23 protein-coding genes are annotated in these 21,141 nt (G+C 70.4%); 11 read left to right on the forward strand and 12 right to left on the reverse strand.

Annotated features, from left to right (window positions below; genetic code table 11):
* The first annotated feature begins 502 nt into the window (after nucleotides 1-502).
* Entirely contained in the window at nucleotides 503-883 is a 381-nt protein-coding gene (locus tag OG611_RS22935) for a helix-turn-helix transcriptional regulator (protein WP_266423213.1), read from the forward strand.
* Between the two features lie 2 nt (nucleotides 884-885).
* Here OG611_RS22935 and OG611_RS22940 read toward each other — a convergent pair whose 3' ends face one another.
* On the reverse strand, nucleotides 886-2,301 hold the full coding sequence (locus tag OG611_RS22940; protein WP_266426129.1) for an FAD-dependent oxidoreductase: 1,416 nt from the start codon (nucleotides 2,299-2,301) through the stop codon (nucleotides 886-888).
* Nucleotides 2,302-2,378: 77 nt separating this feature from the next.
* Complete coding sequence (locus tag OG611_RS22945; protein ID WP_266423216.1) at nucleotides 2,379-3,065, reverse strand: DUF305 domain-containing protein; 687 nt, start codon at nucleotides 3,063-3,065, stop codon at nucleotides 2,379-2,381.
* A 200-nt stretch (nucleotides 3,066-3,265) separates the two neighbouring features.
* Between OG611_RS22945 and OG611_RS22950 the strand changes: the two genes are divergently transcribed.
* Entirely contained in the window at nucleotides 3,266-4,756 is a 1,491-nt protein-coding gene (locus tag OG611_RS22950; protein ID WP_266423219.1) for an LVIVD repeat-containing protein, read from the forward strand.
* 181 nt (nucleotides 4,757-4,937) lie between these two features.
* On the opposite strand, the gene OG611_RS22955 is transcribed toward OG611_RS22950, so the two are convergent.
* The 7 genes from OG611_RS22955 to OG611_RS22985 all read right to left on the reverse strand — a co-directional run bounded on the left by OG611_RS22955 (nucleotide 4,938) and on the right by OG611_RS22985 (nucleotide 10,566).
* On the reverse strand, nucleotides 4,938-5,117 hold the full coding sequence (locus OG611_RS22955; protein WP_266423221.1) for a hypothetical protein: 180 nt from the start codon (nucleotides 5,115-5,117) through the stop codon (nucleotides 4,938-4,940).
* 69 nt (nucleotides 5,118-5,186) lie between these two features.
* Nucleotides 5,187-5,888 (reverse strand): HAD family hydrolase, encoded by a 702-nt coding sequence (locus tag OG611_RS22960; RefSeq protein ID WP_266423223.1) that lies wholly within the window; start codon nucleotides 5,886-5,888, stop codon nucleotides 5,187-5,189.
* 73 nt (nucleotides 5,889-5,961) lie between these two features.
* Nucleotides 5,962-6,660, reverse strand: coding sequence for a phosphatase PAP2 family protein (locus tag OG611_RS22965; RefSeq protein WP_266423226.1), 699 nt, complete (start codon nucleotides 6,658-6,660; stop codon nucleotides 5,962-5,964).
* Between the two features lie 33 nt (nucleotides 6,661-6,693).
* Nucleotides 6,694-7,629, reverse strand: a complete 936-nt coding sequence (locus OG611_RS22970; RefSeq protein ID WP_266423229.1) for a M56 family metallopeptidase — start codon at nucleotides 7,627-7,629, stop codon at nucleotides 6,694-6,696.
* A gap of 86 nt (nucleotides 7,630-7,715) precedes the next feature.
* The gene (locus OG611_RS22975) at nucleotides 7,716-8,303 is read right to left on the reverse strand and encodes a DUF5134 domain-containing protein (RefSeq protein WP_266423232.1); all 588 of its coding nucleotides are present in this window, start codon (nucleotides 8,301-8,303) and stop codon (nucleotides 7,716-7,718) included.
* A 132-nt stretch (nucleotides 8,304-8,435) separates the two neighbouring features.
* Nucleotides 8,436-9,260 carry a phosphoenolpyruvate hydrolase family protein gene (locus OG611_RS22980; RefSeq protein ID WP_266423235.1) on the reverse strand — a complete coding sequence of 275 codons (825 nt, stop codon included), beginning with the start codon at nucleotides 9,258-9,260 and terminating at the stop codon, nucleotides 8,436-8,438.
* Nucleotides 9,261-9,312: 52 nt separating this feature from the next.
* Complete coding sequence (locus OG611_RS22985) at nucleotides 9,313-10,566, reverse strand: Tm-1-like ATP-binding domain-containing protein (protein ID WP_266423237.1); 1,254 nt, start codon at nucleotides 10,564-10,566, stop codon at nucleotides 9,313-9,315.
* Nucleotides 10,567-10,672: 106 nt separating this feature from the next.
* Between OG611_RS22985 and OG611_RS22990 the strand changes: the two genes are divergently transcribed.
* On the forward strand, nucleotides 10,673-12,085 hold the full coding sequence (locus tag OG611_RS22990) for a PLP-dependent aminotransferase family protein (RefSeq protein WP_266423239.1): 1,413 nt from the start codon (nucleotides 10,673-10,675) through the stop codon (nucleotides 12,083-12,085).
* 42 nt (nucleotides 12,086-12,127) lie between these two features.
* Here the strand turns inward: OG611_RS22990 and OG611_RS22995 are convergent, their stop codons facing one another.
* Nucleotides 12,128-12,514, reverse strand: coding sequence for a VOC family protein (locus tag OG611_RS22995; protein ID WP_266423243.1), 387 nt, complete (start codon nucleotides 12,512-12,514; stop codon nucleotides 12,128-12,130).
* 78 nt (nucleotides 12,515-12,592) lie between these two features.
* Here OG611_RS22995 and OG611_RS23000 point away from each other — a divergent pair, with 78 nt between their 5' ends.
* Nucleotides 12,593-13,144 (forward strand): GNAT family N-acetyltransferase, encoded by a 552-nt coding sequence (locus OG611_RS23000; protein ID WP_266423245.1) that lies wholly within the window; start codon nucleotides 12,593-12,595, stop codon nucleotides 13,142-13,144.
* Between the two features lie 27 nt (nucleotides 13,145-13,171).
* Here the strand turns inward: OG611_RS23000 and OG611_RS23005 are convergent, their stop codons facing one another.
* A complete protein-coding gene (locus OG611_RS23005; protein WP_266426131.1) occupies nucleotides 13,172-13,822 on the reverse strand; it encodes a glycerophosphodiester phosphodiesterase family protein in 651 nt (216 codons plus the stop codon).
* A gap of 318 nt (nucleotides 13,823-14,140) precedes the next feature.
* Between OG611_RS23005 and OG611_RS23010 the strand changes: the two genes are divergently transcribed.
* The 4 genes from OG611_RS23010 to OG611_RS23025 all read left to right on the forward strand — a co-directional run bounded on the left by OG611_RS23010 (nucleotide 14,141) and on the right by OG611_RS23025 (nucleotide 18,069).
* Nucleotides 14,141-15,538, forward strand: a complete 1,398-nt coding sequence (locus OG611_RS23010) for a DUF6421 family protein (protein WP_266423248.1) — start codon at nucleotides 14,141-14,143, stop codon at nucleotides 15,536-15,538.
* A 26-nt stretch (nucleotides 15,539-15,564) separates the two neighbouring features.
* Entirely contained in the window at nucleotides 15,565-16,332 is a 768-nt protein-coding gene (locus OG611_RS23015) for an SDR family NAD(P)-dependent oxidoreductase (protein ID WP_266423251.1), read from the forward strand.
* Nucleotides 16,311-17,390, forward strand: coding sequence for a low specificity L-threonine aldolase (locus OG611_RS23020; protein WP_266423254.1), 1,080 nt, complete (start codon nucleotides 16,311-16,313; stop codon nucleotides 17,388-17,390). Before OG611_RS23015 ends, OG611_RS23020 begins: the two co-directional genes overlap by 22 nt.
* A 79-nt stretch (nucleotides 17,391-17,469) precedes the next feature.
* Nucleotides 17,470-18,069 carry a transglutaminase domain-containing protein gene (locus OG611_RS23025; RefSeq protein ID WP_266423257.1) on the forward strand — a complete coding sequence of 200 codons (600 nt, stop codon included), beginning with the start codon at nucleotides 17,470-17,472 and terminating at the stop codon, nucleotides 18,067-18,069.
* 55 nt (nucleotides 18,070-18,124) lie between these two features.
* Here the strand turns inward: OG611_RS23025 and OG611_RS23030 are convergent, their stop codons facing one another.
* Entirely contained in the window at nucleotides 18,125-18,847 is a 723-nt protein-coding gene (locus OG611_RS23030; protein ID WP_124719298.1) for a 1-acyl-sn-glycerol-3-phosphate acyltransferase, read from the reverse strand.
* A 194-nt stretch (nucleotides 18,848-19,041) separates the two neighbouring features.
* On the opposite strand from OG611_RS23030, the gene OG611_RS23035 reads away from it, so the two are divergent.
* The 3 genes from OG611_RS23035 to OG611_RS23045 all read left to right on the forward strand — a co-directional run bounded on the left by OG611_RS23035 (nucleotide 19,042) and on the right by OG611_RS23045 (nucleotide 21,084).
* Nucleotides 19,042-19,392 (forward strand): thioredoxin family protein, encoded by a 351-nt coding sequence (locus tag OG611_RS23035; RefSeq protein ID WP_266423260.1) that lies wholly within the window; start codon nucleotides 19,042-19,044, stop codon nucleotides 19,390-19,392.
* 196 nt (nucleotides 19,393-19,588) lie between these two features.
* On the forward strand, nucleotides 19,589-20,095 hold the full coding sequence (locus tag OG611_RS23040; protein WP_266423263.1) for a flavin reductase family protein: 507 nt from the start codon (nucleotides 19,589-19,591) through the stop codon (nucleotides 20,093-20,095).
* Between the two features lie 203 nt (nucleotides 20,096-20,298).
* Entirely contained in the window at nucleotides 20,299-21,084 is a 786-nt protein-coding gene (locus OG611_RS23045; protein WP_266423266.1) for an electron transfer flavoprotein subunit beta/FixA family protein, read from the forward strand.
* Nucleotides 21,085-21,141: the final 57 nt, after the last annotated feature.

A 21,141-nucleotide genomic window follows, 5' to 3' on the forward strand; every position in this document is an offset into this window, starting at 1 on the left:
CGGTCGGTCCGGTCGGATCTCCGCGAGCCCGATGCGCGTGTGGTGGTGGCGAGGGGCATCGGCCTCGTCGGGTCGAGCAGGGCCACGGCGAAGTCGCCGTAGGAGATCCGGGCGGCCGGGCCGACCGCGGCCGTGGTGCACCGGCCGGAGCGTGCCCCCTCGTGACCGAAGTCTCCGACCGGGCTGATGACCCGGCAGTCCAGCGCGCCGGCCGCGGTACGCGACACCGTGGTACGGGCCGACCCCGCTCGGCCGGAGCCTGCTCGGCCTGCTGGACATGGCGCGCGGTTGGGCGGAGGCCGCATGGATGAGCTCATCGAAGCCCGTGAGGCGGCATCGCGTACGGACCGCACGGGCCGAGACGGGACAGTCCCACTGCCCGATGCATGTCGAAGTACCAGTCGACCTGCGAGTGCGAGTCGAACTACGATGGGTCTCGTATTATGGGAGGCCGGAACGATCCGGTCGCGGAACCGGAACAAGCCCAGGAAGTGGAGCCGTCGTGACCCCCGCCAGCGCCCCCGCCGAAAGCGCCGCCGAGGCCGGTGGCCGCGTGCTCGACCACCCCGTGCGGGACGAGATCCGCATCGAAGCGGTACTCCACGCGCTCTCCGACCCGATGCGACTGCGCATCGTCCGCGAGCTGGCCGCGGCCGAGTCCGAACTCACCTGCTCCCGTTTCGATCTGCCGGTGTCCAAATCCACGTCCACGCACCACTTCCGGGTGCTGCGCGAGAGCGGGATCGTCCAGCAGATCTACCGTGGCACCGCCAAGATGAACGGCTTGCGACGGGACGACCTGGAGGCGCTGTTCCCCGGGCTGCTCGACCGTGTCCTCGACGCGGCGAACCGCCAGGTCCAGCGCATCGGCGAGGACCGATAGCCTCACGATCCGTCCCGGCCGCCACCTCGCGCGGCGCTCAGCAGCCCCGCCCAGTCCGGGATCTTCACCCGCTCCCGGCCCAGCGACCGGCCCAGCTCCGCCTCAGCCCGCTCGATGGACAGCCAGCCCTCCCACTCCACCGGCCGCAGCCCCCACGCCCGCAGCGCCGCCACCGGATCGGGTGCCGACGGGCGCCGCGCGAGCAGCGGGGCGTCGTCGAGCAGCGAAGCCACGGTCTCCTTCGCGCACGACCGGTTCGAGCCGATCACCCCGGTCGGCCCCCGCTTGATCCACCCGGCGACGTACTCCCCGGGCGACGGCACCCCGTCCCGCAGCACCCGCCCCGCCAGATGCGGCACCGTCCCGCGTACCGGGTCGAAGGGCAGGCCGGGCAGCGGAATCCCGCGGTAGCCGACCGCCCGCAGCACGAGCTGGGCGGCGATGTCCTCGTGCGTACCGGCGTCGCGCACGCCCCCGCTGCCGTCCGGCACGGTACGGGCGAACCGCACCCCGGCCACCCGGCCGTCCCGCTCCAGCAGCTCGACGGGACGCAGAAAGAACCGCAGGTGGATGGTGCGCACCGGATACCCGCCGGTGCCCGCCCCTCCGGGGTCGGCCGCGGCCCAGCCGCGCAGGACCTCCACATTGCGCCGTGCCGCCGCCGTCGGGGACGGCGCGTTCGGAGGCGAGGACAGGGCAGGGGTCCGGGGGGACGGATCGGCGTACGCCGGATCTCGGGCGAGCTCGGCTTCGTCCACCACGACCCGGACCCGGGGCAGAGCGCCCAGCTCGCGCAGCTCCTTGGTGGTGAACCTGGCCTGTGACGGCCCGCGTCTGCCCGCCATGTGGACCTCGCGCACCCGGCTGCCGGCCAGCGCCCCGAGCGCACCGTGCGGCACATCGGTGGGGCGCAGCTCCCGCGCGCCCCGCGAGAGGATCCGCGCCACGTCCACCGCCACGTTGCCGACCCCGATCACCACGACCGAACGGGCCCGGAGCGCGAAGCCGTCGGCGGCCGCGTCGGGGTGCGCGCTGTACCAGGAGACGAACTCGGTGGCGGAGCAGCTGCCGGGCAGATCCTCGCCGGGGACGGCGAGAGCGCGGTCGGTCGCGGCCCCGACGCAGTAGACCACCGCGTCGTAGAGCTCGCCGAGCCGCTCGGGCGGAATCCCGTCGCCGCCCACCTCGACATTCCCGAGGAAGGTGATCCGCTCGTGTTCCAGAACGGTCCGCAGGCTGTTCTGCAGCGACTTGATCTTCTCGTGGTCCGGGGCGACGCCGTACCGCACCAGGCCGTACGGGCAGGGAAGCCGGTCCAGCACATGGACCCGGACGTCGGGGACCCGGTCCTGCGCGATCAGGGCCTGGGCGGTGTAGACCCCGCTGGGACCGGAGCCGACAACGGCGACACGGAGCACGGCGCACCTCTTCCCGGAGGATCTCTCCAGCATGGCACCAGTGGGCGGAACGGGGGAGAGGCGCGCCCGGAGCCTCGTCAGGACGACATCGTGCGCATTCTGTTGATCTCCACCGTCTGCTGGGCGACGACGTCCCCGGCCATCTCCTCGATCTGCACGTTGTTTCCCTCCGCGAGCACCTCGGTCGCCATCGTGATCGCACCCTGGTGGTGGGTGATCATCAACTTCAGGAAGAGCTTGTCGAAGGCCGCGCCGTCCGCCTCGCGCAACCGCTTCAGCTGTGCGGGGGTCGCCATCCCGGGCATCGCCGAGTGATCGTGGGCGGATGTGCGCCCCTCACCGTCGTTGTGCACGAGCCACCCTTCCATGGCGCCGATCTCCGGCTTCTGGCTTGCGGTGATGCGCTCGGCGAGCCGCTTGACCGAGGAGGATCCGGAGCGGGACGGGACGAGCGCGGTCAACTCAAGGGCCTGGGCGTGGTGTTGGATCATCATCTGCGCATAGCGGTAGTCGGCCGAGTTGGGGGTGCCGTCCCCGGCGGCCTTCGCGGCCTCCTCGGCGGAAAGAGTCCGTGCGGGCTCGCCAGGCTTTCCGGGCGCCACCACCGAAGGGCCCCCGCCGGTCTGCGCCTTCGTACGGCTTCCGCCGTCTCCCGCATCGCACGCGGAGAGGGTGAGGGCGGCGCACACGGCTGCCGCGACGAGAACGGATTTGCGTACACACATGGTCTGACGGCGGATCAACAAGTGGACCTCCATGGCCATATGGGTGGCTGCCGACCGTGCTAAGGGCTGTCCCGCAATCCCTGGTGGATCACGGGACAGCCCTTAGCACACTTCCGCACGGCAGTGGTCGGACACTTTCATTACGTCTCTGTTGCCATCTGTTGGGATCACCATGGGAAGGACGATACTGCCGAGGACCGTGAACCGTTCAACTACGTTCGGATACATGGGAGGACGCAGTGATTTCGTTGCACACGAGCCCGGTGCGGCGCAGACACCTGGGTGTGGCGGCGGCCGCCGCCGGCCTGCTGGCCACTCTGCTGATGGCCGGACCCGCGACCGCGACGCCCGACCCCGGTGACACGGGCGCGGCCCGAACCGATGTCTCCGCCGCCCAGCAGGCCGAAGCCACGGCCGCCATCAACAGCGGCGAAGTACCCGGGGTGGACGAGATCGTCCACAGCGGCAACATCACCCACCTGGCCAACGTTCCGAAGGACGCGCTCAAGGGCACCAACACGGACCTGGCCTTCCAGGGGAAGTACGCCTTCGCCGGAAACTACGACGGCTTCCGGATCTTCGACATCAGCAACCCCAGGTCCCCGAAGACGGTCGCACAGGTCCTCTGCCCCGGCTCGCAGAACGACATCTCGGTCTCGGGCAACCTGCTCTTCCTGTCCACCGACTCCTCGCGCAGCGACAACTCCTGCACCAGCACCACCCAGCCCGCCACGGAGAAGTCCTCCTGGGAGGGCATGAAGGTCTTCGACATCAGCGACAAGCGCAACCCGAAGTACGTCGCCGCCGTCGAGACCGCGTGCGGATCGCACACCCACACACTGGTCCCCGAGCGCAAGAACGTGTACGTGTACGTCTCCTCGTACTCGCCGAGCGCGACGTTCCCCGACTGCCAGCCGCCGCACGACGGCATCTCCGTCATCAAGGTGCCGCGCAACGCGCCCGAGAAGGCCGCTGTCGTGAACTTCCCGGTGCTCTTCCCGGACGGCGGCAACCCGGGTGCTCCGGACAACCCCGGCGTCTCCAAGACCACCGGGTGCCACGACATCACCGTGCTGCCCTCGAAGGACCTGGCCGCCGGTGCCTGCATGGGTGACGGCCTGCTGTTCTCCATCAAGGACCCGGAGAACCCGAAGATCATCGACCGGGTGCAGGACAATGTGAACTTCGCGTTCTGGCACTCGGCGACGTTCAACCAGACGACGGACAAGGTCGTCTTCACCGATGAGCTCGGTGGCGGTGGCGCGGCCACCTGCAACGAGGAGATCGGCCCGAAGCGCGGTGCCAACGGCATCTACGACATCGTCGGCCGGGGCGACCACCGCAAGCTGGTCTTCCGCAGCTACTTCAAGATCGACCGCCCGCAGGCCGACACCGAGGTCTGCGTCGCCCACAACGGTTCGATCATCCCGGTCAAGGGCCGCGACCTGATGGTCCAGGCCTGGTACCAGGGCGGGGTGTCGGTGTGGGACTTCACCGACTCGTCGAAGCCGAAGGAGATCGGATACTTCGAGCGCGGCCCGGTCAGCACCGACGCCGTCACCACGGCCGGCCCCTGGTCGGCGTACTACTACAACGGCTACATCTACTCCAACGACATCGCCAAGGGCTTCGACGTCCTGAAGCTCGACGACCGGCGGACCGACCCGGCGAAGCGGGTGCGGCTGGACGAGCTCAATGTGCAGACGCAGCCGGATTACTTCGACCGCTGACCGGCCGGATCCTCCACCCGGCCGGCAACGGCCGGCGCCACCGAGCGCCGCAGGTGTCCCGCAGGGCGGTTCCCCCGCCCTGCGGGACACCTGCGGCGCGTCTCACCCGGCGTGCTCGGGCCGTCGCAGCGCGACCGGAGTGCGGGGGCCCGAGGAACAGAACCGGCGGAGGGGAGCCGGGTCAGGCGGCGGACCTGGCGCTGCCGCCCGTCGCCGCGGCCCACTCCACCAGCAGCCGCTGGTACTGCTCCTCGTCCTCCGGGGACAGGCAGCCGCCCGAGCGCTGCCACAGGTCGCGGATCTCTTCGTTCACCGCGGCGGCGGTGCGCGTGGAATCGGAGGAGCGCGGAGAACGGGACATGGATACAGGCTAAGGCCCCGATGTGACAATCAGACCCATTGGGCGTCAGGGACATCTCTCACATGTCTGTCAGGCAACGCCCGGCACCAGTCCGAGCGTCCGCAGCCCGTCGGGCCGCTCCGACACCGGCAGATGGTGCACGAACCGCACGTCACAGCCCAGTGCCGCGGCCCCGCCGTCCGCGTGCCGGTCGTCGCCGACCATCACCACATCCGCCGGATCCAGCCCGAGAAATGTGCAGGCCGTGTGGAAGAGACGTGAGTCCGGCTTCTGGACGCCGTGCTCGTACGACAGGACGTAGGCGTCGACCAGGGCGTCCAGGCCGTGCGCCCGGAAGACCGGCCGCAGGTCCCAGCCGATGTTGCTGACCACGCCGATCCGGACGCCGCTGTCGTGCAGCGCGCCGAGCACCTCCGCCGCGTCCGGGTACGGCTGCCAGGCGGCGGGTGACCGGTGTCGCTCGTACAGCGCGTCGTACAGTCCGGGACCCGGCAGGTCCACCTGCCGGGCCAGTCCGGTGTAGGCCTCCCGGTGCAGTTCCGCGCTCTCGTCACGGGTGGCCCACGCGGCGGCGAGCCGGGCGGGGACGTGCTGGGGAAGCGGGCCGCCCGGCAGCGCCCCGGCGGCCTCCAGTTCGCTCGCGTACCGCTCGAATTCGGCCTCGCCCACCGTTACCCCCCGCTCGGCGAGGACCGCGTGCAACCAGGACCGGACCGATTCGATACGGAAGAGAGTCCCGGAGAAGTCGAAGAGCACACCCTTGATCTGCATGGCTGACATCCTCCCCGGTGCGGGGGCGGCGCGACAAGGCCGACCGGTTCTCTCCAGGGGGAATGGGGCGGGTTCAGGAACCGCGGGGCGGGCGTGGCCCGCCGCGCCGCTCGTACCGGGCGAATCCGGCGATCGAGAAGCCGACCAGGGCCGCCCCCAGCAGCCAGCCGCCCAGTACGTCGCTCAACCAGTGCACACCCAGGTAGAGCCGGGTCAGGCCCACCCCGACGACCGAGACGCACGCCACGACCAGCGCCGTCCGCCACAGCCGGGGCCCGGCGCCGTACCGGCGCAGCAGCCAGAGCAGCAGACCGCAGCTCACCATTGCCGTCATCGCGTGACCGGAGGGGAACGCCGCGTAATGCGCGGAGTCCACCGGGTCGGGCCACCTCGGCCGTGCCCGGCCGACCGCGGACTTCAGCCCCTGCTGCACCAGCGTGCCCAGCACGCACGTCGCCGCCACCCACATCGCGAGCAGCCGTGCCCCGCGCCACCACAGCACCACCACGGCCACCGCGATCAGGGCGCGCATGGTCCACGGATCCCATGCCCAGTCGGTCAGGATCCGGTTGGCGTGAACGAGGCCGGGCTCGGCCACCGCCCTGCGGTGCAGGGCGTCCGCGACGGAACGGTCCAGAGTCATCAGCGGTGACCAGCGCACGGCGACGAGGACCAGCACGATCAGTGCGAGAAGCGCGCAGACCGCACCCGTTCCGAAAGGCGTGACACGGGAACGGGGACGGGCCGGCGGCGAGAGCTGCGGGGACGGCATGGGGCGATCTTCGCGGAAGGCAGGGGGTACTGGCTATCGCAGTGCACTGAGTCCCGGGACGAAGGCCACCAGAAGCGGAACCACCGGCACCAGCGCGGCAGCCGCGGTCAGCCGGAGCCGACGGCCCGCGGTGAGCCGATCCGCCGGGGTCAGCAGCCGGTTCACCCGCAGCGGCAGCTGTGCGTCCGGCGCCGGGCAGGGGCCGAACACGCCCCGGTCCTCGTTGAGTTCCACCAGGGCCAGGGCGATCGTCAGCCGTCCGAAACGCTTCGAGGCCACATCGTCCGCGGCCAGTTCGACCAGCCGGTGCATCTCGTCGCGGAAGGCCGCGAACACCGGCACCTGCGGAAAGCCGGTCGCGAGCGCGCCGGAACAATGCAACAGCCAGTCGTGCCGCGCGTTCGCGTGCCCCTGCTCATGGGCCAGCACCGCATCCAACTGACGGCCTTTCAGACGCCTGACTGCCGTGGTGGTGATGACCAGTTGAGGCGCGGCACCCGGCAGCCACCAGGCATCCGGACGCTCTCCCTCCAGCACGACGAGACGACCGCTGCCGGGCTCCTCGCCGGGCATCAGCGGGGCACGCACCAGCAACTCGGCACGCCGTCGCCTACGACGGACCTGGGCCCGGTGGATCTCCCGGGTCAGCATCACCGCCGACCAGACCCCGCCGAGCGCCAGCAGCACGGCCATGGCGGCCGACCACCGTCCGTGCCCGCCCAGCGCGTACGCCTCCACCACGGCATGCGGAGCCGGTGCGAACACATGCCCGCGCACCGCCTGCCAGGCAGCGGCCGCGCTGAACGTCATGGAGAGCGCGAAGGAGAGCAACACCCCGGCCACCACGCACTGCCACACCCACAGCGCCACCACGGGCTCGCGCTCCGGCCACCGCGCCCTGGCCATCAGCCGCGGGGTCAGGACGGCGGCCAGTGCACCGAGCAGCAGCAGTGCGAGGGAGACCAACATGGCGTCAGCCTATGAGCGGCGCGGTACCCACGGGTATGGCTGTGCACGGCAAGTGACGCACACCACGGTTTGCCCGGCCGGCTGTCTCACAGGGTGAGCAGCATCGCGAACATGGCCATGCCCATTGTCAGCCGGCAGGCGAGCGCCAGCTCGGGCCGCGTCGCCCAGGCGCTGTCGGCAGGGCCGCCGCCCCCGCCCGCCGTGGTGGTGGCGGCCACCGGTATCAATCGGGCCCCCGAGCGCAGCACGTACACCGCGTAGTAGGCCAGCAGCAGCCCGGTCAGCAGGGGTACGCCCCCGGCCGTCGCCGCGACCCCGTGGCCCATGTGCCCGCCGTGCGCCGAGCCACCGCCCGGTGCCATCGTCAGGGCCATGTAGACCATCGCCGAGGACCCGACCAGGTGGTGCAGATGGTGCCTGCTGCGCCGGGAGAACCACAGCGCCCGCAGCGAAGCCGCGCCGAACAGCGCCGCGTACACCACCCACGCCCACGCGGGGGGTGTCATGACGGCCGCCGGCAACGCCATGGCGGCCATGCCGAAACCCATCAGCGCCTCCGCGCGCGCCGTCCTGCGTCCCTCCCCGGATTTGCCGCGGGTGCGCAGCAGGCAGTACGCACCCGTCGTCGCGCACAACGCCATCAGCAGCCAGCCAGACATCGCCGGTCCGTGCACAGCGCACCTCCCCCAATTGCCGCACGCTCCAGATCGATGCCCGGACAGGGACCGTCGTACGCGGCGCACTGAGGTACAAGGGGAGCGCGCGGAGGGAGTGTTCCCGCCGCGCGCTGTGCTTCCGCCCCCTCGTCAGCCGAGCGTGAGGGACTTGAAGGCGCGTGCCTGCTCGGTGATGGCGCGCTCAGTGGGCAGCCGTTCCATGGACGAGGCGCCGAAGAAACCGGCGATCCCGGAGGTGTGGTCCAGGACGTAACGGGCGTCCTCGGGTTCGGCTATCGGCCCGCCGTGGCAGAGCACGATGATCTCGGGATTGACGCGCTTGGCCGCGTCGTGCATGTCCTGCACGGCGGCGGCGGCCTGATCGAGGGTGAGTGCGGTCGAGGCGCCGATGGACCCCTTGGTGGTCAGCCCCACGTGCGGGACGAGCACATCGGCACCCACCCGCGCCATTTCGGCGGCCTGCTCAGGGTCGAACACATAGGGCGCGGTGAGCAGATCGCGTTCGTGGGCCTGGCGGATCATGTCGATCTCCAGGCCGAAGCCCATGCCGGTCTCTTCGAGGTTCTCGCGGAACTTGCCGTCGTACAGACCGACGGTGGGGAAGTTCTGTACGCCGGTGAAGCCGACGGCCTTCAGCTGGTCGAGGAAGTTGCCCATGATCCGGAACGGGTCGGTGCCGCACACCCCGGCGAGCACGGGGACGTCCCGCACCACCGGCAGGACCTCGCCCGCCATGTCGAGCACGATGGCGTTGGCGTCGCCGTAGGGCAGCAGACCCGCCAGCGAACCCCGGCCGGCCATCCGGTACCGGCCGGAGTTGTAGATGATCAGCAGATCGACGCCGCCGGCCTCCGCACACTTGGCGGACAGGCCGGTGCCTGCGCCTGCGCCGATGACGGCCTGGCCGGCCCGGACCTGCTCGGTCAGGCGGGCCAGGGCTTGCTTGCGGTTCACGGATGGGCTCCTTGTTCGGTCGGTGTGTTCTCGCTGCTCGGACGCTCGGGGCTCAGACGGTCGGGTGCGAACGGCCCCGGGCGGTGATCAGTTGGTGGAGGTGGTCGGCGGCGGCGACGGCGAACGACGGGTCGTTGAGGTGGGCGCCGATCTCACGCAGATCGACGGCGCTGCCCCGCAGGGCCGTGCGCAGGGACGCCAGACCGGCCGCGTCGGCCTCCGGGTCGTGGAAGGGGCCGCCCGGTGCGTCCACGGCGGAGACGCCGCCCAGCGGCCAGAGGACCGCCGTCGGGCCGTCCGCCGAGGCCAGCTTCTGCCCCATGGAGGCGCCGAGTTCGGCCATCTCGTCGGCCGTGGTGCGCATCAGCGTGACGGTGGGGTTGTGCACGAGGAGATGGCGTTCGGCGAAGCGTTCCGGAACGGTGTCGGCGGCGCCGAAGTTGACCATGTCCAGCGCGCCGGGCGCGACCACCTGTGGCAGGCCCGCCCGGCCTGCCGCGGTGAGCCGGTCGGGGCCGGCGCTCAGCACGCCGCCGACCAGATCGTCCGCGAGCTCGGTGGTGGTCAGGTCCAGGACACCGGCGAGGAACCCGCCCGCGGCGAGCTTCTCCAGTGCCCGGCCGCCCGCACCGGTGGCGTGGAAGACCAGGACCTCGTAGCCGAGCTCGTCCAGCCGCTGCCGGGCGGCGTCGACCGCGGCAGTGGTGACGCCGAACATGCTGGCGCCGATCAGCGGACGCCCCTGGGGCTCCGACCGCTTCAGGTCCCGCTCGTGGTGGATGGCCATGCCGGCCGCCGCGGCGGCCGCGTTGCCCAGGATCTGCGACGAGACGGAATTGATGCCCGCCACGTCGACCACGCTGTACATCATGGTGATGTCGCTGCTGCCCACGTACGGCGACACGTCCCCGCTGGCCATGGTGGACACCAGCACCTTCGGAACGCCGATGGGCAGCGCCTGCATGGCACGCGCGGCGATGAACGACCCTCCGCTCCCGGCCACGGCCAGCACCGCGTGCAGCTGTCCCTCGCGGTGCAGATCACCGACGATCCGTTCGACACCCTCGGCCATGGCGGTCACCGCCGCACCGCGGTCCCCGGCGGCGCGCAGTGCCTCCAGGCCGTGCCCGGCGCGGCGCGCCACGGCGGCGGCGTCGATGTCGCCCGTGGGAGTGCCCACGGGCGACGGCATCACCCCGGCATCGACGAGCACCACGTCGCATCCCGATTCACGGAGCCGCGCCGAGAGCCACGCGTACTCCGCCCCCTTGGTGTCCAGTGTTCCGACGAGCACCACGGTCGCCATGTTCCTGCTCCTTTGCAACGGCGTTCTCCCGATCATGTGTGAGCCGTCGGAGGGCGGCAAAGACCACTTGACGGCAATTGGCCTGCGGCGGGCGATGATGGGGGGCATGGACCGGATTCCTCCCACCCGGCTGTCCCGCCTGCTGACCGGGTGGTCCAAGGACGGCACGGGCGTGATGCCGCAACTGCTGGCTCAGGCGCTGCGCGAGCTGGCGCAGCGCGGGGACGTGGCACCGGGCACGGTGCTGCCCTCACAGCGCGCCCTGGCGACGGCGCTGGGGGTCAGCCGCAGTACGGTGACTGCCGCGTACGGCCTGTTGGAGGCCGAGGGGTGGCTGGAGAGCCGGCAGGGCAGCGGCTCCCGGTTGCGGGGTTCGGGTGCGATGGGCGAGCCCGCGACCGAGGGACGGCTGGCCAGCTTCGGGACCAGGGACGGCGGCATCGACCTGTCCAGCGGCGCGCTGGACGGCCTGCCCGCGGTCGCGGCGGCGGTCGGCGACCTGTCCGCCGGCGACCTCACCGCCGCGCTGACCGGCGACGGCTACCTCCCGTACGGGCTGCCCGAGCTGCGCGAGGGCATCGCCGAGTACCACCGGTCGGCGGGCCTGCCTACCGCTCCGGAACAGATCCTGGTGACCGCCGGATCCCAGCAGGCCGTCTGGCTGATCACCCAGGGCCTGGTCGAGCCCGGTGACACGGTGATCGTGGAGGACCCGACCTACCGAGGCGCCCTCGAAGCGCTGCGCGCCCGCGGCGCCCGGCTGGTCCCGCTGCCCGCGGACGGGGCCCACGGCGCCCGCGCACTGGCCCGGCTGGCCGGCCACGTCCGGCCGCGCCTCGTCTATCTGCAGCCTTCCCTCCACAACCCCACCGGCCGTGGCATGGACGAGCCCACCCGCCGTGCCTGGGCCGCCGTACTGGCCGAACAGGGCCTGTACACGGTGGAGGACAACGCCTACGCCGAACTGTCACTGCACCACGACGCCGCGCCGGTCTCCCTGGCCGGCCTGCTGCCGCCCGCCGCCACGGCCACCGTCGGCACCCTCTCCAAGCTCTTCTGGGGCGGCCTCCGGCTGGGCTGGATCCGCGCCTCCACCACGGTCATCCGCCGCCTGGCCGACATCAAGAAGTCCGTCGACCTGTCATGCCCGGTGGTGGACCAGATGCTGGCCGTGAAACTGCTCCGGCAACTGCCCGAGGCCCGGACCAGGCGCCGCTCCCGGCTGCGTGAACGGCTGGCGGAGACCGAACGGCTCCTGCGCGACCGGAACACCGGCTGGCGATGGGAACGGCCCGACGGGGGCTCCGCCCTCTGGGTGGAGATGCCGGGCGCCGACGCCGAGGCCACCGCCCAGCTGGCCCGCCGCGCAGGCGTACTGATCGTCCCCGGCCCGGCCTTCTCCGCCGTGGACGGCTTCCGCCACCACGTGCGCCTCCCGTTCGCCGACCACGACGGCGGCCTGGAGAAGGCCCTGCCCGTGCTCGTCCACTGCGCGGAGCGAAGCCGCGCCCCGCACTGACGGCGTCGCCGCCCACCGGGCCTAGGGGGGCCTAGGGGTGGCCTAGGGGCGATATCGCAGCGGATGATCCGCCGGTACTTCCACCATCACGATCCGGTGTCCGTCCGGATCGCGGATCCACATCTCGACCAGCCCCCACGGCTCGCGCACCGGCTCCCGCAGCACCTCGACGCCGCGGGCCGACAGCTCTTCGTGCGCCGCCCGCACGTCCGCGACCTGCATCCACAGTTCGAGACCGGGCACCGGCGGCTCGGCGGCGCGTCCGGACACCTCCAGGAAGCCCCCGCCGAGGAAGTAGACCGTGCCCCGCTCGGGGCCGGTGCCGAACTCGCGGTAGACGGGCAGCCCGAGGGACTCCCCGTAGAAGATCCGCGATTGCTCGGGATCGGCCGGGCGCAACAGGATCCGGCTGCTCAGCACATGAACCATGAATCCGAATCTAGTTCGGGACACCCGGGTTACGCTGCTCCGGCACGGTCCGCAGCAGAGAATCGGAGAGCCACCGCCATGGACATAGCCCCCGCCCAGGACCTGGGACAGCTGACCTTCCGCGACGCGGCCGACGCCGATGTGCCCGCACTGGTGGCGCTGATCGAGTCGGCGTACCGCGGGGACTCCAGCCGGGCCGGATGGACCACCGAGGCGGACCTCCTGCAGGGGCAGCGGACGGACCTGGACGGTGTGCGACAGGTTCTTCGAGCGCCCGGCAGCCGGTTGCTCGTGGTGGAGCGCGACGGTGCGCCCATCGCCTGCTGCCAGCTCGAACACCGCGGCGACGCCGCCTACTTCGGGATGTTCGCGGTCCGTCCCGAACTGCAGGGTGCGGGCCTCGGCAAGGTGATCATCGCCGAGGCCGAGCGCACCGTCCGGGAGAGCTGGGGGGTGAGCGAGATGCACATGACCGTGATCTCGGTGCGCGAGGAGCTGATCGCCTGGTACGAGCGGCGCGGCTACCGCCGTACGGGAAAGCTCAGCCCGTTCCCGTACGGCGACGAGCGCTTCGGCGTTCCGCAGCGCGACGATCTCGCCTTCGAACTGCTGGTCAAGGACCTGGTCTGACCCACCCGGCAGTTCCAGGGCTCTTGATCAGGCGGTGAAGCGGCCGGCGCGGCGGATCTCCGGGTAGTCGGTGGTCGCGCCGTCCAGCCGCAGGGCGCGTGCCAGCCGCAGATGATCCTGGGTGTTCACCACCCAGCCGATGACCTTCAGCCCCTCGGCGTGCGCCTGCTCGGTCACCTCCAGGGTGAGACGGCGGATGTTCAGTGCCAGCGTCGCCGCACCCACTGCCTTCGCCCGGTCCACCACATCGCCCTGCCAACGGCTCGCGATGAGCACGGTCCGTACTCCCGGCACCAGCCGGGCGATCTCGGCCACCGCCTCGTCGTGGAACGAGGACACCTCGACCCGGTCGGTGAGATCGCGTCGCAGCATCACCTCGGCCAGCGCGCGGGCCGCCGCCGCGTCCTTGATCTCGGCCTGGACGGGGGACCGCACGGCGTCGAGCACCTCCTCGAAGACCGGTACCCGCTCGCCCTGTCCGGCATCGAGTTCACGCAGTTCGGACAGGGCCTTCTCACTGATCGGCCCCTTGCCGTCCGTCGTACGGTCCACATCGGCGTCGTGCATGACGGCCAGCGCGCCGTCCTTGCTCAGATGAAGGTCCAGCTCGATCGCGTCCATTCCGGCCCGTTCGGCGTGGACGAACGAGCGCAGGGTGTTCTCCGGCTCGACACCCATCACTCCGCGATGTCCGATGGTGAGAAAAGACAAGGCAACCCGCTTCCGTCGACGGCGTCTTCCGTGTGCGGCTCCTACCCACGAGGCACTGCGGCATCACGGCAATCCGGCAGCCTAACGGCCTCCGGAGCGGAGAGGTGGGCGGACACCCGCGGCGGGCGCCCAGCCGACGGAAGCGGCTTCCGGAGACGTTCCTCACAGGAGGAATCGCGGTGACCACGGGGGGTCGACAGGATAATTTCCTGAGGCCCACTTGTCTTAAGGAACCGCACATGGATACGGTTGCTTGACGCGAGGTTCTCCCGTGGAGGAAGTGTTATGACGGAAATTCTTGTGCAGGAAGCCGCCGCAGGCGGCATAGCTACGGATCAGCGGGTGGTCGATCATCCCGCCTGGCCCGCGCTCAAGAATGCCGTGGAGGAGATCCGCCCCTGGCAGTCGAAGGACGGTTCCATCGACTTCGAGGCCGAGGGTGCGCCGTCCCCGGAGGCCGCCCGGTCGACGCTCGACCGCGTGATCGCCGCGGTCGAGGAGCTCTCCCCGCTGCTCCCGCACGACGCCGTGTACCACCGTGCCCTCGCCACGGACCTGCGTCGCTGGGCCACGGACGGTTTCGGCGTGCCGGACTTCCTCGACTCGCTGCTCGCCTTCCAGCCGGCCAAGGACCGCACCGACGGGCTCCAGCACTTGGTCGTCTTCGCGATGTACACGCAGAACGGCAACCCTGACCGCAACCTCGAAGCGGTCGTGCTGCGGATGGTCTGGCCCGAGTGGCTGGCCGAGCTCGAAGCGACCCGCTACGACAACCCGCTGTTCTGCGGCATCACCTTCGAGGACTTCACCTCGGGCTACGACACCAACTCCGCCGTGCTCTTCCCGGAGACCATCGCCGTGCGCGAGGCCCCCGAGCGCTTCAGCTGGGGCGGCATCTTCTGCGACCGCGAGGCGGCCCGCTTCCGCCGGGTCACCGAGGCGTCGGTCGAACTGCTCGGCGTCGAGCTGCCCGACGACATCCGGGAGATGGTCGCCGACCAGCAGCGCTGCGAGCAGGCCTTCGTGCTCTGGGACATGGTCCACGACCGGACGCACAGCCACGGCGACCTTCCCTTCGACCCCTTCATGATCAAGCAGCGCCAGCCGTTCTGGATGTACGGCCTCGAAGAGCTCCGCTGCGACCTCACCGCCTTCAAGGAGGCCGTGAAGCTGGAGGCCGACGGCTTCGCCCAGGGCCGTGACGTGCAGTACGCCGTGCTGTTCGACCGGATGTTCCGCTTCCCCGTCACCGGCGAGCGCGTCCGGAACTACGACGGCCTCGGCGGCCAGCTGCTCTTCGCGTACCTCCACAAGCACGACGTGGTCCGCTGGACCGACAACACCCTGAAGATCGACTGGGACCGGGCCCCGCAGATCACCAACCAGCTGTGCGCCGAGATCGAGAAGCTCTACCGCGACGGCATCGACCGCCCCAAGCTCGTCCACTGGTTCGCCGCGTACGACCTGGTCTCGACCTACCTCGCCCCGCACCCCGGCTCCCGCTGGGCCAAGGGACCCGACGCCCTGGACCTGTCGCAGCCGCCGCGTAAGCTCGTCGACGATGTGCTTCCGGACGAGTTTCCCCTGAGCATGTTCTATGAGGCGCTCTCCAAGAAACTGAAGAACGTGATCGCCTCGACCAAGGGGATCACCGCCGCGGATGCCGAGCGGGCAGCCGCGTGAGCGCCGGGTCTGAGGAGGCGGTGGCCATGAACGGAAACGGCAGGGGCAACGGGAGCGGCGCTCTCGAAGGTGCCGTGATCGCGGTCGCCGGGGCCGCGGGCCCGGCCGGCCGGGCCGCACTGCTGAGGCTCGCCGAGGCCGGTGCGACCGTCGTCGGCTCCGACGCGGACGCCACCCGCCTGGCCGAGGCGGTCGACGCCGCGCGCTACGGCCACGGCGGCGCCACCGTCACCGGTGACACGGTCGATCTCCTGGACCTCGGTGCCACCCGCGAATGGGCGGCCAAGACCGAGAAGGAATTCGGCCGGATCGACGGCCTGGTCCACCTCGTCGGCGGCTGGCGCGGCAGCGCGAGCTTCGCCGAGACCGACCTCGCCGACTGGAACCTGCTGGAGAAGCTGCTGATCCGTACGGTCCAGCACACCTCGCTGGCCTTCCAGGAGGGTCTCCAGCGCAGCGACCGGGGTCGCTATGTGCTGATCAGCGCGGCCGGGGCGAGTAAGCCCACTGCGGGAAACGCGGCCTATGCCGCGTCGAAGGCGGCGGCCGAGGCCTGGACGCTCGCGCTCGCGGACGCGTTCCGCAAGGCGGGGGGCGACGAAGGGCCGAGGACCGCGGCTGCGATCCTGATCATCAAGGCACTGGTGCACGACGCGATGCGCGCCGAGCGCCCGAATGCGAAGTTCGCGGGCTTCACCGACGTCAAGGAGCTGGCCGATGCCATCGCCGGCGTCTGGGACCGGCCCGCCCCGGAAGTGAACGGAAAGCGCCTGTGGCTGACCCCACAACCGTAAGGACCGACGCGCGGCGCCACCACGACCCGCGGATCCGCGGTTTCGCCAGCGACAACTACGCGGGCACGCACCCGGAGATCCTCGCTGCCCTCGCCCTCGCCAACGGCGGTCACCAGATCGCCTACGGGGAGGACGAGTACACCGAGCACCTCCAGCGCGTCATGCACAGTCACTTCGGCCCCACCGCCGAAGCCTTCCCGGTGTTCAACGGAACCGGCGCCAACGTCGTCTCCCTCCAGGCGATGACCGACCGCTGGGGCGCGGTGATCTGCGCCGAGTCCGCCCACATCAATGTGGACGAGGGCGGCGCCCCGGAGCGGGTGGGCGGCCTCAAGCTGCTCACCGTGCCCACCCCGGACGGCAAGCTCACCCCCGAGCTCATCGACCGGCAGGCGTACGGCTGGGACGACGAGCACCGCGCCATGCCGCAGGTCGTCTCGATCACCCAGAACACCGAGCTGGGCACGGTCTACACACCCGACGAGATCCGCGCCATCTGCGACCACGCCCACGGACTCGGCATGAAGGTCCATCTGGACGGGGCCCGGATAGCCAACGCCGCGGCGTCGCTGGACGTACCGATGCGTACGTTCACCAACACCGTCGGTGTCGACGTCCTGTCCTTCGGCGGCACGAAGAACGGGGCGATCTTCGGCGAGGCCGTGGTCGTCCTGAACCCGGACGCAGTCCGGGCCATGAAGCACCTGCGCAAGCTGTCGATGCAGCTCGCGTCGAAGATGCGCTTCGTCTCCGTGCAGCTGGAGGCGCTGCTCGCCGGGGACCTCTGGCTGCGCAACGCCCGGCATGCCAACGCAATGGCCCAGCGGCTCGCCGAGGGTGTGCGCGCGGTGGGCGGCGTGGAGATCCTCCACCCGGTCCAGGCCAACGCGGTATTCGCCCGACTGCCCCACGAGGTGAGCGAACGGCTGCAGAAGCGCTTCCGCTTCTACTTCTGGGACGAGGCGGCCGGCGATGTGCGCTGGATGTGTGCCTTCGACACCTCGGAGGACGATGTCGACGCGTTCGTTCTCGCCCTGAAGGAAGAAATAAATGGCTAAGTAGCCAAAACTGAATAAATATGCGACCGACCGGAAAGCCACTGACGCCCGGTCGGTCGCATACTTACGCTCGGCGACCATGGAGCTGATCCAGCAGGTCCCGGAGCTTTCCGCCTATCTCGCCGCCGACGAGGCCATCGACCACGAGCACCCGCTGGTGCGGGAGACGGCCGCCGAGCTCCGCGGCGCCACCACCGACGCATACGCATACGCGGCCGCCGCCTATGCCTTGGTGCGCGACAGCATCGTGCACTCCGCCGATTCCGGCGACATGCGGGTCGCCTGGCGCGCCTCCGACGTCCTCGCGACGCGCAACGGCATCTGCCATGCCAAATCCCACGCCCTGGCCGCCCTGCTGCGCGCGGCGGGCATCCCGGCCGCCCTCTGCTACCAGGGGCTCGCTGCTGACGACGGGGGCCCCGGGCCCGTGCACGGGCTGATCGCGGTCCGGCTGCCCGGCCGTGACCGCTGGGACCGTCAGGACCCCCGGGGCAACAAACCGGGCGTCGACGCGCAGTTCTCGCTCGACGAGGAGCAGCTGGCGTGGCCCGTCCGCCCGGAGGCCGGGGAAGTGGACTACCCCGTCCTCTACGCGGCGCCGCATCCGGCGGTCCTGTGCGGCCTGCGGTCCGCCGAGAACCGCCCGCAGTTGTGGCGCACCCTTCCCACGGCGCTCTGAGCCGGTCGGCCGCACCCCGGAGTGACGTTTCGGCCGTGACCGCGGACCGGCGGCGTCAGCTCTTCTCCCGCACCTCGGCGGGGGTCGGGGCCGTACCGCCGAGGTGCGCGGGCACCCACCAGGTGTCGCTCGCGTCCTTCGGGCGCACGGGATAGGCGCGCTGGGCCGCCTCCAGGAGCTCCTGGACCCGCTCCCGCAGCCGCCGGGTGATCGCGCCCGCGTACTGGTCGGTGGGTGCCTCCACCGGCTCGCCGACCCGGATCGTCACCGGCACGTGGTTGCGCTTGAAATTGCGCGGCCGGCCCTTGGTCCACAGCCGTTGCGTCCCCCACAGCGCCATCGGGATCAGAGGTACGCCGGCCTCCTGGGCCAGCCGGGCGGCGCCCGACTTGAAGCTCTTCAGCGTGAACGACTCCGAGATGGTGGCCTCGGGAAACACGCCGACGATCTCGCCGGAGCGCAGCGAGGCGAGCGCGTGCGCATACGCGTCCTCGCCCTGCTTGCGGTCGACGGGGATGTGCTTCATGCCGCGCATCAGCGGTCCGGAGACCTTGTGCCGGAAGACCGATTCCTTCGCCATGAAGCGGACGAGACGCTTTTGCGGCAGGGCCGCGAGCCCGGTGAAGATGAAGTCCAGATAGCTGATGTGGTTGCTTACCAGTACCGCGCCACCGGTCTTCGGGATGTGCTCGGAACCCTGGGTGTCGATCTTCAGGTCAAGCGCCTTGAAAAACGTACGAGCGGCGCCGATGACCGGCCGATAGACGAGTTCTGCCATCTGGGGAAGACCCTTCTTCAGCGCCTGAGGAGGGTTCTCCCGGCGGAAGTTACGCAGCCGTAGGTTTGCGGCATTGCGCCGATCGTGCCCCATGCGCGACGCGGTGGCCAGTCTCCGAGGGCTCGGGGCGCGAGATTCTCGTCACGTGGAACCTCCGGGAATGTCTCGCGGGCCGGTGGCGCTGACCTCTTGCGATGAGCTCTGACAGGAGGCCGAGGGTGGACGGGCAGACACATCAGGGACCGCTGGACGCGGCCCGGCTCGGAGCGCAACTGGGGGAGCGGGCCACCCTCGTGCAGTTCTCCAGCGCGTTCTGTCAGCCCTGCCGGGCGACCCGCCGCACGCTCGTCGAGGTGGCGCGCATGGTGGACGGCGTGGCCCATGTCGAGATCGACGCCGAGGCGCATCTCACTCTGGTGCGGGAGCTGGGGATCAGCCGGACGCCGACCGTTCTGGTCCTCGACGCCGTCGGCCGGATCGTCCGCCGGGCCGTCGGGCAGCCACGTACCGTCGACGTGGTCGCCGCGCTGGGGCAGGCGATGTGACGGACCGTGACGCATCTCCCACATTGCGGAACACTCTTGACTGCATCCACCACGCATCGTCAGTCTGACGTTATGCCGCCGGAACTCCTTCTCTACGGCCGGGTCCATGTGGATCTCGCCCGCAACGCGAGTGCGCGCTGTCCGGGTGCCTGAGCAACCACGGCCCCGTACGCCTCTTCCGCAGAAGGACATGTCCATGACGGCTTCGCCCGAGCTCGGTACCCCGCGCCAGGCTTCCCCCGACCTTCTCCGCTCGGTCTTCCGGCAGCACGCCGCCGGTGTGGCCGTGATCACCGCCGCCGGCGATCGGCCGGTCGGCTTCACCGCCACCTCCCTCAACTCTGTCGCCGCCGAGCCGCCGCTGCTCTCCTTCGGGGTCGGTACCTCGTCCTCCAGCTGGCCGGTCATGGCCGAGGCCGAGCACATCGGCGTCCACATACTCGGCGAGCACCAGCAGGAGCTGGCCGCCACCTTCGCCCGCAGCGGCGCCGACCGGTTCGGCCCGTCCACCTATTGGCGCAGTGGGCCCGAGGGAGTGCCGGTGCTCGACGGCGTACTGGCGTGGCTGGTCTGCCGCGTGGTCGCCCGGGTTCCGGCGGGGGACCACCGGATCGTGATCGCGCAGGCCGTGGTCGGCGATCCGGCCGGAGGCGGTCGTCCGCTGATCTATCACCAGGGCCGTTTCAACGCTCTGCGGGACTGACAGCGCCCAGGCGGCACTTGGGCGCAGTACGTTGGGCATATCACAGCCCCAAGCGCTTGCTCATGGGTGATCCACTGGGTGTACTGGCTAGTAATATTTCCGGTCGGGGCGTCGGTCGCCCCGACCGGAATCCGCCCCATCAGGCGCCTATGCTGCGAGCAACAAGGCAGCCCCGGAAATGACGATGCAGTAGGAGAGCCGGCGTGAGCTTGAGGATCGTTGTCTGTGTGAAGTACGTGCCCGACGCCACTGGTGACCGGCATTTCGCCGATGACCTGACGGTGGACCGTGAGGATGTGGACGGTCTGCTGTCGGAGCTCGATGAGTACGCGGTGGAGCAGGCGTTGCAGATCGCGGACGAGGCGGACGATGCGGAGATCACCGTGTTGACGGTGGGTCCGGAGGATGCCAAGGACGCGTTGCGCAAGGCGTTGTCGATGGGTGCGGACAAGGCGGTTCACGTCGAGGACGACGATCTGCACGGCAGTGATGTGATGGGTACGTCGCTGGTGCTGGCGAAGGCGGTGGAGAAGGCCGGGTATGACCTGGTGATCGCGGGGATGGCGTCGACGGACGGGACGATGGGGGTGCTGCCGGCGGTGCTGGCGGAGCGTCTGGGTGTGCCGCAGGTGACGTTGCTGTCCGAGGTGTCGGTGCGGGACGGGGTGGTGCGGGGCCGTCGTGACGGTGACAGTGCGTCGGAGCAGCTGGAGGCGTCGTTGCCGGCGGTGGTGTCGGTGACGGACCAGTCGGGTGAGGCGCGTTATCCGTCGTTCAAGGGGATCATGGCGGCGAAGAAGAAGCCGGTGCAGTCCTGGGATCTGGGTGATCTGGGGATCGGGGCGGAGGAGGTCGGTCTGGCGGGTGCGTGGACCGTGGTGGATTCCGCTGCGCAGCGTCCGGCCCGCAGTGCGGGCACGATCGTGAAGGACGAGGGTGAGGGCGGCCGCCGGTTGGCGGAGTTCCTCGCGGGTCAGAAGTTCATCTGATCCGGCCCGTTGTCCCGTTCCGCTCCCTTTCCTCTTCCCTTCTTCTTTGCTACTCGC

The organism is Streptomyces sp. NBC_01363 (assembly GCF_026340595.1).
In the GTDB taxonomy this organism is placed as follows: domain Bacteria; phylum Actinomycetota; class Actinomycetes; order Streptomycetales; family Streptomycetaceae; genus Streptomyces.

Bases quoted from the DNA above. Each gene is read 5' to 3' on its own strand.
- OG611_RS22945 (WP_266423216.1), bottom strand. From the start codon at position 3,065: ATGGCCATGGAGGTCCACTTGTTGATCCGCCGTCAGACCATGTGTGTA.
- OG611_RS22955 (WP_266423221.1), bottom strand. From the start codon at position 5,117: ATGTCCCGTTCTCCGCGCTCCTCCGATTCCACGCGCACCGCCGCCGCG.
- OG611_RS22960 (WP_266423223.1), bottom strand. From the start codon at position 5,888: ATGCAGATCAAGGGTGTGCTCTTCGACTTCTCCGGGACTCTCTTCCGT.
- OG611_RS22965 (WP_266423226.1), bottom strand. From the start codon at position 6,660: ATGCCGTCCCCGCAGCTCTCGCCGCCGGCCCGTCCCCGTTCCCGTGTC.
- OG611_RS22970 (WP_266423229.1), bottom strand. From the start codon at position 7,629: ATGTTGGTCTCCCTCGCACTGCTGCTGCTCGGTGCACTGGCCGCCGTC.
- OG611_RS22985 (WP_266423237.1), bottom strand. From the start codon at position 10,566: ATGGCGACCGTGGTGCTCGTCGGAACACTGGACACCAAGGGGGCGGAG.
- OG611_RS22990 (WP_266423239.1), top strand. From the start codon at position 10,673: ATGGACCGGATTCCTCCCACCCGGCTGTCCCGCCTGCTGACCGGGTGG.
- OG611_RS22995 (WP_266423243.1), bottom strand. From the start codon at position 12,514: ATGGTTCATGTGCTGAGCAGCCGGATCCTGTTGCGCCCGGCCGATCCC.
- OG611_RS23000 (WP_266423245.1), top strand. From the start codon at position 12,593: ATGGACATAGCCCCCGCCCAGGACCTGGGACAGCTGACCTTCCGCGAC.
- OG611_RS23005 (WP_266426131.1), bottom strand. From the start codon at position 13,822: ATGGGTGTCGAGCCGGAGAACACCCTGCGCTCGTTCGTCCACGCCGAA.
- OG611_RS23010 (WP_266423248.1), top strand. From the start codon at position 14,141: ATGACGGAAATTCTTGTGCAGGAAGCCGCCGCAGGCGGCATAGCTACG.
- OG611_RS23015 (WP_266423251.1), top strand. From the start codon at position 15,565: ATGAACGGAAACGGCAGGGGCAACGGGAGCGGCGCTCTCGAAGGTGCC.
- OG611_RS23025 (WP_266423257.1), top strand. From the start codon at position 17,470: ATGGAGCTGATCCAGCAGGTCCCGGAGCTTTCCGCCTATCTCGCCGCC.
- OG611_RS23030 (WP_124719298.1), bottom strand. From the start codon at position 18,847: ATGGCAGAACTCGTCTATCGGCCGGTCATCGGCGCCGCTCGTACGTTT.
- OG611_RS23035 (WP_266423260.1), top strand. From the start codon at position 19,042: ATGAGCTCTGACAGGAGGCCGAGGGTGGACGGGCAGACACATCAGGGA.
- OG611_RS23040 (WP_266423263.1), top strand. From the start codon at position 19,589: ATGACGGCTTCGCCCGAGCTCGGTACCCCGCGCCAGGCTTCCCCCGAC.